11 protein-coding genes and 1 pseudogene are annotated in these 11116 nt (G+C 70.1%); 5 read left to right on the forward strand and 7 right to left on the reverse strand.

Annotation, left to right across the window (positions count from 1 at the left end):
- Positions 1–91: 91 nt before the first annotated feature.
- Entirely contained in the window at positions 92–1078 is a 987-nt protein-coding gene (locus tag Aut01nite_RS42750; protein WP_043530689.1) for a GlxA family transcriptional regulator, read from the forward strand.
- Between the two features lie 108 nt (positions 1079–1186).
- On the opposite strand, the gene Aut01nite_RS42755 is transcribed toward Aut01nite_RS42750, so the two are convergent.
- The 4 genes from Aut01nite_RS42755 to Aut01nite_RS42770 are packed head-to-tail and all read right to left on the reverse strand — an operon-like array spanning position 1187 to position 3620.
- Positions 1187–2179, reverse strand: coding sequence for a zinc-binding dehydrogenase (locus tag Aut01nite_RS42755; RefSeq protein WP_043530686.1), 993 nt, complete (start codon positions 2177–2179; stop codon positions 1187–1189).
- A gap of 24 nt (positions 2180–2203) precedes the next feature.
- Positions 2204–2578 carry a MerR family transcriptional regulator gene (locus Aut01nite_RS42760; protein WP_043530684.1) on the reverse strand — a complete coding sequence of 125 codons (375 nt, stop codon included), beginning with the start codon at positions 2576–2578 and terminating at the stop codon, positions 2204–2206.
- Positions 2575–3165, reverse strand: a complete 591-nt coding sequence (locus Aut01nite_RS42765) for a YdeI/OmpD-associated family protein (protein ID WP_373871576.1) — start codon at positions 3163–3165, stop codon at positions 2575–2577. Before Aut01nite_RS42765 ends, Aut01nite_RS42760 begins: the two co-directional genes overlap by 4 nt.
- The gene (locus Aut01nite_RS42770; RefSeq protein ID WP_052164367.1) at positions 3165–3620 is read right to left on the reverse strand and encodes a MaoC family dehydratase; all 456 of its coding nucleotides are present in this window, start codon (positions 3618–3620) and stop codon (positions 3165–3167) included. The genes Aut01nite_RS42765 and Aut01nite_RS42770 overlap by 1 nt, the downstream gene beginning before the upstream one ends.
- Before the next feature lie 75 nt (positions 3621–3695).
- Between Aut01nite_RS42770 and Aut01nite_RS42775 the strand changes: the two genes are divergently transcribed.
- Both Aut01nite_RS42775 and Aut01nite_RS42780 read left to right on the forward strand, forming a co-directional pair.
- Entirely contained in the window at positions 3696–4508 is an 813-nt protein-coding gene (locus Aut01nite_RS42775; RefSeq protein ID WP_052164366.1) for a metalloregulator ArsR/SmtB family transcription factor, read from the forward strand.
- Positions 4505–5092: a dihydrofolate reductase family protein gene (locus Aut01nite_RS42780; RefSeq protein ID WP_043530679.1), complete on the forward strand. Its 588-nt coding sequence runs from the start codon at positions 4505–4507 to the stop codon at positions 5090–5092. Before Aut01nite_RS42775 ends, Aut01nite_RS42780 begins: the two co-directional genes overlap by 4 nt.
- 923 nt (positions 5093–6015) lie before the next feature.
- On the opposite strand, the gene Aut01nite_RS42785 is transcribed toward Aut01nite_RS42780, so the two are convergent.
- The 3 genes and pseudogenes from Aut01nite_RS42785 to Aut01nite_RS42795 form a co-directional block, all read right to left on the reverse strand.
- Complete coding sequence (locus Aut01nite_RS42785; protein ID WP_152629008.1) at positions 6016–6426, reverse strand: hypothetical protein; 411 nt, start codon at positions 6424–6426, stop codon at positions 6016–6018.
- 455 nt (positions 6427–6881) lie between these two features.
- The gene (locus tag Aut01nite_RS42790) at positions 6882–7670 is read right to left on the reverse strand and encodes an alpha/beta fold hydrolase (protein ID WP_043530673.1); all 789 of its coding nucleotides are present in this window, start codon (positions 7668–7670) and stop codon (positions 6882–6884) included.
- 228 nt (positions 7671–7898) lie between these two features.
- Positions 7899–9340, reverse strand: a pseudogene (locus Aut01nite_RS42795) (NF041680 family putative transposase).
- 162 nt (positions 9341–9502) lie between these two features.
- Here Aut01nite_RS42795 and Aut01nite_RS42800 point away from each other — a divergent pair.
- Both Aut01nite_RS42800 and Aut01nite_RS42805 read left to right on the forward strand, forming a co-directional pair.
- Positions 9503–10015 carry a hypothetical protein gene (locus tag Aut01nite_RS42800; RefSeq protein ID WP_043530669.1) on the forward strand — a complete coding sequence of 171 codons (513 nt, stop codon included), beginning with the start codon at positions 9503–9505 and terminating at the stop codon, positions 10013–10015.
- Between the two features lie 368 nt (positions 10016–10383).
- Positions 10384–11085 carry a hypothetical protein gene (locus Aut01nite_RS42805; RefSeq protein WP_043530667.1) on the forward strand — a complete coding sequence of 234 codons (702 nt, stop codon included), beginning with the start codon at positions 10384–10386 and terminating at the stop codon, positions 11083–11085.
- The last annotated feature ends 31 nt before the right edge of the window (positions 11086–11116 follow it).

The raw sequence follows: 11116 nt of genomic DNA on the forward strand, positions 1-11116 counted from the left end.
ACTGGGAACCAGCCGCTCTCGGTGATCAGCCTCCCGTTCCCCGCGCCGCCCGAACAGTGGCCTGAACGACGACATGTGAAAGGATCTGGCCATGCATCGTGTCGTCGTCCTCGCCCTGCCGGGCGTCTACCCGTTCGAGATGGGCATCGCCAAGCGGGTCTTCGGCAGCGCCGTCGACCACACCGGCGCCCCGCTGTACGAGGTGGTCACCGCCGGTCTCGGCGCCGAGCCGGTGCCGACCGCCGCCGACTTCGCGATCACCGCCGCACACGGCCCCGAGATCCTCGCCACCGCCGGCACCGTCGTCGTGCCCGCGCTGGAGCCGGTCGCGCCGATGTTCACCGAGGGCCACCTCAGCGAGCCGGTCCGCGCCGCCCTCGCCCACGTGCGTCCCGGCACCCGGCTCGTGTCGATCTGCACCGGGGCGTACGTGCTCGCCGCCGCCGGCCTGCTCGACGGGCGTCCCGCCACCAACCACTGGCACTGCGTCGGCCACTTCCAGCGGCTGTTCCCCGGCGTCGCGGTCGACCCGGCCGTCCTGTTCGTCGACGACGGCGACGTGCTGACCTCGGCCGGCGCGGCCGCCGGCGTCGACCTGTGCCTGCACATCGTGCGCCGTGACCACGGCAGCGAGATCGCCAACGCGGTGGCCCGCCGCTGCATCGTCCCGCCGTGGCGCGACGGCGGCCAGGCGCAGTACATCGAACAGCCGGTGCCGCCACGATCCGGGGAGTCCACCGCGCCGACCCGGGAGTGGGCGCTACAGCGCCTCGACGAGCCGCTGACCCTGACCGCCCTGGCCGGGCATGCCCGGATGAGCATCCGGACGTTCACCCGCCGATTCCGGCAGGAGACCGGCGCGACCCCCGGCTCATGGCTGATCCACCAGCGCGTCGACCTGGCCCGCAACCTCCTGGAGACCACCGACCTGCCGATCGAGCGGGTCGCCGAACGCGCCGGTTTCGGCACCTCGGCCTCGCTGCGCCAGCATCTGCGGGCCGCCACCGGGGTCGGCCCGCACAGTTACCGCCGCACCTTCCACCACGTCCCGGCCGGCAACGCGGCGGCCCGCTGCTGACCCGGCGTCACGGTGGCACCCTGGTCATCGAGGCCGGCGTCCACACTCTCGACAGCGAGGACACCCCCACGGCCCCACCGCTGCCGGCCGGCGCCTACGCGGTGCCGCTCACGGCCGTAAGGCCAGCTTGCCGACGGTGACGCCGGCCTGCATCCGGGCCAGCACCTCCGGCCCCTCGGCCAGGTCCGACACGGTCGGCCGGCCCGGCCGGTACACACCGGCGGCGATGAGGCCGGCCAGGTCCGCCAGCAGCGCGGCGTACATCCGCGGCTCCGCCGTGGCCAGCACCCCGATGTGCAGGCCGATCACCTGAACCTGGTGCTCGAACACCAGGTCGTGGTTGGTGACCGCCGCCGTGCCGCCGGCCCGGCCGTAGACCACCACCCGCCCGGTGACCCGCCGGGCCGCGGCCAGAGCGGTGCCGAACGAGGCGCCGCCGGCCGACTCCAGGACCAGGTCCGCGCCGCGGCCACCGGTGATCCGGCGCACCTCGCCGGCCACGTCGGCGGTGTGCCGGTCCAGGACGTGGTCGGCGCCCAGGGCCCGTACCGTGCCGTGCTTCTCCGGCGAGGCGGTGGCGATCACGGTCGCGCCGAGGTGCCGTGCCATCGTCACCGCCGCCTGACCGACCCCACCGGCCGCGGCGTGCACCAGCACGGTGTCCCCGGCGGCGACCCGGCCCAGCGGCTTGAGGGCGGCGAGCGCGGTCGCCCAGTTCAGCACCAGACCGAGCGCCTGTTCGTCGGCCCAGCCCGGCGGCACGGGCACCGCCGCCTCCGCGGGTAGCGTCATGTAGCCGGCGAACGCCCCGGATCCGGTGCCGACGACCCGGTCACCGACCGTCCGGCCGGTCACGCCGGCGCCGGCCGCGACGATCGTGCCGGCCGCCTCGAAGCCGGCCACACAGGGCGGCCGCGGTCCACCCCGGTAGGCGCCGTGCGTCTGCATCACGTCGGCGAAGTCGACCCCTGCGGCGCCGACCCGGATCAACACCTCGCCGGCGGCCGGCTCCGGCACCGGCGCGTCGTCGATCAGCCGCAGGTCGCGTGGGCCGTCGAGAGTGGTCTGCAGCAGGGCACACATGGTCGCTGGAATGCTCATGCCGGGACGCTGGAACCCTGACGCCTACGGCACGGTCAAGCGCTGCGCCCGGGCAGCCCGCAGATAGGCGTCGATGGCGTCCCGGTTGCGGGTCAGACTGCGGATGCGCTCGTCCAGCTGCGCCAGCTGCTCGGCCACCTGGTCCACCAGGTAGGGGCAGGGCACCTCGGGCATCACCTCGGCCGGCCCGTCGAGGTACGGCAGCACCTCGCGGACGATCCGCAGCGGCAGCCCGCTGTCGAGCATCGCCCGGATCCGCCGCACCTGGCCGACCGCGTCGTCGCCGTAGACCCGGTAGCCGTTGGCGCAGCGCCCGGCGGGCAACACCCCGGCGTCCTCGTAGTGGCGCAGAGCCCGCACGCTCACGCCGGTCCGCCGGGACAGCTCGCCGATCCTCACGGGCGGGCCTTCTGCGGGTAGACCGTCTCGTGGCGGGCCAGCATCGCGACGAACTCGGCGATCTTGCGTTCGCGGGTCTCGGCGCGTTTCACGCCGTTGACCCGGAAGATCAGCGCGAACCGGTTGGTCTTGGTGAGGACGTCGAACATGGCCTGGGCGGCCGGGTTCGCGGCGATCGCGGCCAGCAGGTCGGCGGGGACCTCGGCCACCGACGGCGGGGCGTACGCGGCGGCCCACCGGCCGTCCGCCTTCGCCGCCTCCACTGCGGCCCGGCCGGCGGGCAGCATCCGCCCCTGCGCCTCGAGGCGGGCGACGTGTTCCACGTTGCGCTGCGACCAGGAGCTGCGGGCGCGGCGCGGGGTGAACCGGATCCACGACGTCTGCTCGTCGCGTTTGCGTGCCTGCCCGTCGATCCAGCCGGCGCACAGGGCTTCGTCGACGGCCTGCTGCCAGGTCAGTGTGGTGACGGTGCCGCCTTTGCGGGTGAGGGCGAGCCACACTCCCGGCGAGGTGCCGTGGTTCTCCAGCAGCCACACGCGCAGCGCCTCGGCGTCCGCGACGATCAGCTCCGCCAGCTCGGGCGCCATCACGGCCGCCCGTGGTAGAGAGCGAGCACCTGGTCGGCGACGCAGGCCGGGCGGGCGGCGCCGTCCATCTCGGCGCGGGTGCGCACGACGATCCGGGCGCCGCCGGGGATGCCGCGCGTCTGCTGGAGGCTGATCACCCCGCGCAGTCGCGCGCCGGCGGGCACCGGCGTGTGGAAGCGGACCTTGTCGAAGCCGCCGTTGACGACCATCGTCACCCCCTCGACCTGCACGACCTCGGTCAGGAAGGTCATGCACAGCGACAGGGTCAGCGCCCCGTGCGCAACGGTGCCGCCGAACGGGCTCTCCCGCGCGGCCCGCTCCGGGTCGGTGTGAATCCACTGCCGATCGCCGGTGACCTCGGCGAACCGGTCGATGCGGTCCTGGTCGATCAGGTGCCAGGAGCTCACGCCGAGATCGTCACGGCTGAGCAGGTCGTCGATGCCGGTGAATCCCATCCGATCATCGTACGGGCCGGGCTCCGCTCGTACATTCCTTGACAGGAATATTCTCTTGAGAGAATACTTCGGGGCATGGACGCCCTGCTCGCCGCGCTCGCCGACCCGGCCCGCCGGCGGCTGGTGACCCTGCTGGCCGAGCGGCCGCACCCCGTCGGGGTTCTCGCTCAGCTCGCCGAGGCCCGCCAGCCGCAGACCACCAAACACCTGCAGACGCTGGAGCGCGCCGGCCTGGTCGTCTCCCAGCGCACCGGCCAGCGCCGCGTCTACGCGCTGCGCCCGGCGGCCCTGCGCGAGCTGGCGGCCGAGTTGGACCGGCTCGCCGAGGCGGCGGAGCGGGCCGGCGCGGGTTTCGCCCGGCACGGGCTGAGCCTGCGGGCCGAGCGGCACAACGCCACCGGCCCGGGCTGGGCGGACGACCGTTCCTTCCGGTTCCGGCGGGCGCTGGACGGCCCGCCCGCGCTCATCTGGCGGCACCTCACCGAGGCGGAACTGCTCGCCGCCTGGTGGACCCCCGACGACCTGCGCGTCTCCGAGCTCGTCTTCGAGGCGCGGCCCGGCGGCCGGATCGTCCAGGAATACCGCGACGCCCTCGACCCCGGTGACGCCGACGTGGTCGCCGGGCGGGCCGAGGGCGCCGTCGAGGACGTCCGTCCCGGCGAGCGCCTCACCTACCGGCTGTCGCCGCTGCTGCCCGGCGGCGAGGCCGCGTTCACCGCCCACGTCGAGTTCCGCCTGCGGCCCGGCGCCGCCGGCACGGATCTCGACGTCACCTACCGGATCACCGGCAGCACCATCGACTCCGCCGACATCGTCGCGGGCATCGGGACCGGATTCGGTCAAAGCCTCGACAAACTGGCCACCACCGTGAGGGAGAGCCCGCGATGACCCGACGCATCGTCACCAACATGAGCCTGTCGCTGGACGGCCGCTACGCCCGCCCGGACGACCCGACCGACATGAGCTGGGTGCTGCCGTACGCGGTGACCGACGTCGCCCGCGACCACCTGACCAACCTGTGGCAGCCGGCCACCACGGCCCTGCTCGGCCGGGTCAACGCCGAGGGCTTCCTCGGCTTCTGGCCGACGGTGATCGGTGCGGACGGGGCCGACCCGCGGGACGAGGCGTTCGCGCAGTGGCTGCTCGCCACGGACAAGGTGGTCCTGTCCTCGACGCTCGGCGCCGCCCCCTGGGAGCGGACCACGGTCGTCGACGAGCCCGCCGCCGAGGTCGCCGCCGTCCTGCGGGCCGAGGGCGACGGCGACATCCTCGTGCTGTCCAGCGCGAGCGTGATCAAGGCCCTGCTCGCGGCCGACCAGGTCGACCGCCTGGCCCTGATGGTCTTCCCGGTCTTCCTGGGCGGTGGCCCCCGGCTCTTCGACGACGGGCTGCCCGCCGCCGGATGGTCGCTGGCCGGTCAGGCCGCCGGCGACCACGGCACGCTCTCCCTGGTGTACGACCGCGTCCGGTAACCGATGACCGGCTGATCAGGACAGCCGCACCGGGTTCACCACGTCGGCGGTGATGGTCAGCAGCATGGCCGCACCGCCGGCCACCACCAGCGCGAGGGCGACCGGATGGAGCCGGGTGAAGTCCACCCCCGAGCACCGGCCACCTGTGCTGCAACACGATGGCAGACGGGCTGCACTACTCGAGCGCGTCGCCGCCTGATCAGCGGGGCCCGCCCCCATAGCGCACGTCCGCATGAGGGCCCGGCGGGGTCCGCCGGGCCCTCATGCGTGTTCAACCATCCGTATTGCGGCGATTCGCCTCATCGGGATGACCGATGACCTGCTAAAACAGGCACCTTCGCGTCCTTTATGGAATGCGGCTGCTCCGGTGCTGCTCGCGTGTCGCCGGGGTGTCGAGTATGCCCCTGGGCTCCTCTCGGACTGTGGCGGTTTCAGGGGCCGCCGTTTGCGGGTCCAAGTATGTGCGGCGACTCAGGGGCAGGCGATCCCCTTCGCGCCAGTAGGGATCCTGGTCCGCCCCGTCGCGCTCCTTCCGCTTCCTGGAACCAAACGGCAACGGCATAGCGCGCCAGGTGATGGCCCGCTTCCTGCGAACCTCCCTGCGCCCGTGCTGCAGTCAGCTTCGCAACCACTGGTGCTGATGATGGAGCCCATGTTTTCCGCTGACTCGCCCTCCGCTTCACGCTCTCGACAGCTCATCGGGGTAGCGGTTGCCGTGTCGGTCCTGCTTTGCGCGGGGGTGCTCGCGAGGGCCCAGGATGACACCACAGCGGACCAGAGCGATCTCATTCCGATCCCATGCCCGATCGATCCCACGCCCGAGACGAGACCACTGGGCGCTGACGTCTGCTTCGCGCGGCCGGGTTAAGGCTCCGTTCCGCTTCCTTGGAAGTGGAACGACGGAATGAGGGCCCTGCCCGCAGTTAGCTGGATGCGGTTCGCGCGGCAGCCCGTTTGGCGGCGACCGTCGCTCGGCGCTGCACCTCCGCAGCTTGTTCTTCGTCGCTGGGCTCGGGCTGATCGGGGGCCAGCACCATCCACGTGGTGTCGACGTCGCGCATGTTCTCATCCGTGGGCTGGACGCACCAGTCGTAGCCCTCGACCGTGATGCCGGGAGCTACTCGGCGCTCCCGGCCGTAAGTGCTGTCGTCGGGCTCCGACACCACCTTGTCGTTGGCGTCGATCAGGTAGCGCTCCTGGATGAGCCAACCGGGCATGGGAAGGACACTGCGACGGTCCCCGAACAGCGACACGACGCGCCAGCCGGCTGGCGCAGGCCGGAAATCGATGGTTTTCCACCAGATTTGGTGTCTCCCAGGGGTGCTGTCAGTCATGACGATGAGTATCCGTCCTTCTCGCAACGGAGCGGCCGACCTACTCAGCTTGTCGTTTAACCAGTGCGGCGGGGCTTGGTGCCCTTCTTGTGATGAGTCGGCCGCTGGTGGGCCTGGCCGGTGACCAGGATGAGTCCGACGTCGTGGCGGGCAGCGGGCTGCCGGTTGCGGGAGCCGGGCGGACGTCCGGGGCCGGGATGGCTGGGTTTAGGTGCACGCGCCGGTGAGGCGCGAGGCTGTCGCATAGCTTCGGATCTTGGACTGTCAAGGCGTGTCGGAGCAGGGCCTTCATGGCTATAGATGGTGGGCTATGGGGTGGGGTTCAACTTCATCTCTTGCGATCGTGAGCGTGTTCTCCCGCTCCCGCCCGACATCCGGCAGTTACCGTTGACCGCGACCAAGCGGATCATCGTTCTGGACATCATCGCCGTGTCCCACGCGCATTGGGGTCGGGCTCACCGGTCGGTGATGAGGCCGGTGATGAGGCGACCCAGCAGTTCCGGATCATTGACGTGAGCCAGATGTCCTTGCCCTGCCAGTACGTGAACAGGCGCTTTCGGCAGCAAGCGCGCCACCGCAGTGAAAACGGTGCCGTAGGACGCGTTCTGCTGGCTCTCCTCGCCGACCACGAGATCGACCGGCACCGAGATGGCGGCCCAACGTCGCGGGCCGGAGGTGTGGCTGTTGATCGCTGCGAGCTCCTCGGGAGCCGGCCGCACCCACTGCCGCATCGGTGCCCAAGCGGGGGTGCCCCGCAACGCCGCTGCATGCTCGGGCGTGGACCTCGATACCCTGATGAGAACCACCTCGATCGCGCGATCCAGATCTCCGGCCGCAACCGCCTCCCGTAATTCAGGTACCGCTTCAGCACCGAACGGCGAGACGACCGGATCGTAGGCGACAACCTGTCGCACCGCCGGGCTCCGTGTCGCCGCCTCGATCGCGATCAGGCCACCGTAGCTCCAGCCGAACAGCCGGACCGGCTCGGCCAGCCAGGACAACCAAGCCAGCAGATCGAGCACTTCGGTCTCGACGCTGTAGCCGGTGCCGAGCGGGCTGCTCGGCGCCCGCCCGCGCCGGTTGAGAATGAGAACCGGCTCCGGCCGCTCGATTGCGGCCCCTACGTGCCGCCATCCGGCGGCATCAGCCATCGCCCCTGGCACGATCACGAGCGGACTCCCGTGGCCCGGCCGCCACAACGCGTGCAGGCGAGCACCGTTCCGCTCTATCTCGCGGGTCTCCATGAGGGAATCCTAATCACTTCCCCATTCGCTCAGCTGAATGTACTGCGTAGCCGCTATGGCCGTAGGTGACATCCTCACCTGCCGCTGAGAAGGCGCGCTCGGCCAGGTCTCTGCTCCCTCCCGACGGGTCGGCCGACACTCGCTGTAGTCGCCGTCGATGACGCAACGGCCTGCTTCGCCGTAGCGCCGGGTGCTGTCGAAGGTTAAACGACAAGCTCAGCCTGTTCTTTAACCTTTGGCCTGGGGCTTGCGGCGGGGCGGGCCACCCAACGAGGTTTCGCGTTTGACGGTCTTGCCCACGTTGTAGCGGGTCGCGCGGCTGTGGTTCTTCGATCCCGGCGGCCGCCCGGGGCCGGGACGGGAAGGTTTCGGTGCTGCGGCGGGTAGAGCCGATGTCGGGCGCAGGTTCCGAAACGCTCGCCGGACCCGGGCCGGGGTGAGCCGACCGGGTGGCGCCGGTTGTTCCCAGGGGCGGCGTAGATCGACGGCCAGGGGCCGAGCCAGCCGCAGTTGAGTGTGGGCGGCGATCACGATCCACGTCCACCGGTCGGCGGCCCGCGGGTCGCGCAGCTTCGGCTTGGTCCAGCCGAGGGTCTGTTTGAACAGGCGGAACGTGTGCTCCATATCGAAGCGTCGCAGGTATGCCTGCCAGATCCGATCCACATCGTGAGGCTCCGCGCCGGTGCCTGACCACCACAGCCACATCGGTTGCGCGTCGCGGTCACCGGGCAGGTACTCGACCTTCAGCCGGATGAGGGTGCCCTCGACGACCGGCAGCAGGCCCTGATGATCGAGCCAGGCGGCGCGGTGGGTCAACCGCGGGTGCAGCCGGTCCCAGGCTCGGGCTTCGGCTTTTCCATAGCTGGTCGTCTCGTTGATCGTGGTCACGGCCGGCTCAGGCCAGGTGGCTGGGTCCTTCAAATCGAACTCGCCGCCGTGCTTCGGTGGGCGACCGCCGGACGGGTTGTACTCATACGGCGGGGCCGGGAGCCGCAGAACCCGGTCGGCGCGGATACGCCCGGCCACCTCGACCGGCAGATCCCGCAGCACCCAGGCCAGGCGGGTCACGTCGTAGCCCGCGTCGCAAACGATCAGGATTTTCGGGTCACCGGGTTGCTGCTGGCCGCAGGCGATCAGCCGGTCGACCACTTCGCGCAACTGGCTCGCGGTGACCGCCGTGGCATCGTCGGTAGGGCCCAAACGGACCACATCCAGCATCGCTGTCCACGAGGTGCGCCCGGGTTCGAGAGCTGCCACGAACGAGTAGGGCCAGCCGGGGATGAATTGCGCGGCGCTTTTGGCGCGGCCGTAGACGTGGCAGAACAGCCGGTCCGGGCTGCACGCGGCGTCCGATCGCAGCCACGGCGACACGTCGACCGCGAGCACTATCCGGCCGTCGGCGAAGCGCGGCACCGGCAGCGCCGTCAACGCCCGCCGCAGCCGCCCCACATCGATGCGGCCCTGGTTGAGCCCGTCATACAGGGCACCGTGTCCGCGCCGATGCTCGGCCGTCAACGTCAGATCGACCAACGTCCTGACCGGCCCGTCCGCGCACAACACCGCGTCGGCCAGCTCGAACAACGCGTCCGACCGGGCGCTCAAGCAGCGGTACAACTCATCCCGGAACCCCGACAGGACACCAGCCCCCACGTTTCATCTGCCACGGTCACTACAACGAGCGCCAATCAAAGGAAGACTCGGATCCATCCTCCGGCCCCGCCTTAAGTGACTCCCGCAGGGAGTGTCGGCCCGCATGCGAGCGAGCGGTGGTCTCCCGGCTCAGTGGGCGAGGCCAGAGCCCCTTCCGCGTGAGCTGCTATTTTGGCGATCCTATGACGCGACGATTCGGTGACCGAGCCAGATTTGCTGTAGAGGTAGGGGAGGTCTGGCCACCGCCGCCCGCCCTGGCCACCGGCGATCTGCGCACCGTTGATCTATGGGCCGGCGGCGCATGGCTGACCACCTTCGACAACACGGCCTACGTTCCCTCCTTCACTCATTACATGCGGAGCGACGCGGAGCAAGTGCGCCGCCGTGACATCAGGCCCTGTCCTTTCCCTGGGCACTCACCGGAGGAAGTCTGCCGCCTGCTCTACGCCGAGATGGGTGAGACTGACTTTTCGTGGCAATTCCGGCTGATGGACTGGGGCCCGACCACTGACGACGCGACCTGCATCGCTTACCTGGACGCCGGCGACGAACTAGTCCTAACCCTCGTCCGGCGGGAAGACAATCCCTCGCCCGAGGACCCGGCTAAGGTCGTCGTTGCCAAAATCCTGGCGGATGAGTTCGTAGCTGTCCTCACCGAAGCATCCGACCTTCTGGATGCCGAACGCGTTCAGTAGAGGGTTCCGCAAGCAGCTCCACTGAGTCGGGCAGCAACCCTCGCTCAGCGCAGCAGTGGCAACTTCCCCAACAAGGGAGAACCGAGGCCCAAAGTCACACCAATACACCTTCCCGAGGCCCCTCAAGGTTAAAGAGCAGGCTCAGTGGCTGTCTCGCAACCCGTTTCCGCAGCTGAGGCACACTTTGGCCGGCTCAGGTCTGTCTCTGCCGTTCGCATGACCGTCACGGTGACGCCAATCCGAACGCCGTATAGCGGTGGCGGCCCCAGCTTGATCCGATGCAGGAATCTCTCGATGCGCGCAGCCGACATCTGGCAGGGTAGCGACCGCCATCCCCGAATTTTCGATGCCTGTGCCATCATCCTGCCGTGGCTGAGGAATGGGCTGACCTGCGCGGCATGGTCGACGACATTGTGCGGGCCGGGGAGGCGCAGGAGTACTGGTGGTCGGATCCCGACGAGCGGGCGCTGCTGCACGGCCTAGCTTCTGATGATCCGCAGTCGGTCACCATGGGCCTGTCGTATCTATGGGACCCGTTCATCGAGTGTCCGAACGTATTTCAGCCGACGGTGCCGGCCGTGCGGTACGTACTGGCGCTGCTGGGTCGCCAGGCAGGCAGCGACACGAAGATCCGGAGCCCGCACGGCAGGCTCCGGCCGTTGCGAGGCCACCTGCTGACCTGGCTGGGTCATGTTGCCGACGAGGTCGGTGACGTCCGCGTCCGCGAGTTCGTCGAGCTCGCCGGATTCTCACCGCTGGGGCCCCCGACCTCGGCGTGGGATGCGGTCCGGCAGCTTCGTCCCCAGATGTACGACGCCACCGCCGCGTTTCTGGACGACCCGCACCCCGCTGTTCGGCTGGAGGCGATCGCCGCGGCGGTGGTGCTCGTACGAGTCCCAGAGCTGGCCGTCCACGGCCCACACATAGCTACCACGGCACGAGCGTTTCTGGACGCCTGCACCGACCCGGTGCGCAAGCGATGGGCGGCTGAGGCATTCCACGAGCTGGGCTCGGCGTACGTCGCCGACGAACCGGTACCGACACAGCCGAAATCTGATCGGATTCACTGATCTACCTGATCGCGCGTCTCCGGATGCCGAC

Source organism: Actinoplanes utahensis (assembly GCF_016862455.1).
GTDB lineage: Bacteria > Actinomycetota > Actinomycetes > Mycobacteriales > Micromonosporaceae > Actinoplanes > Actinoplanes utahensis.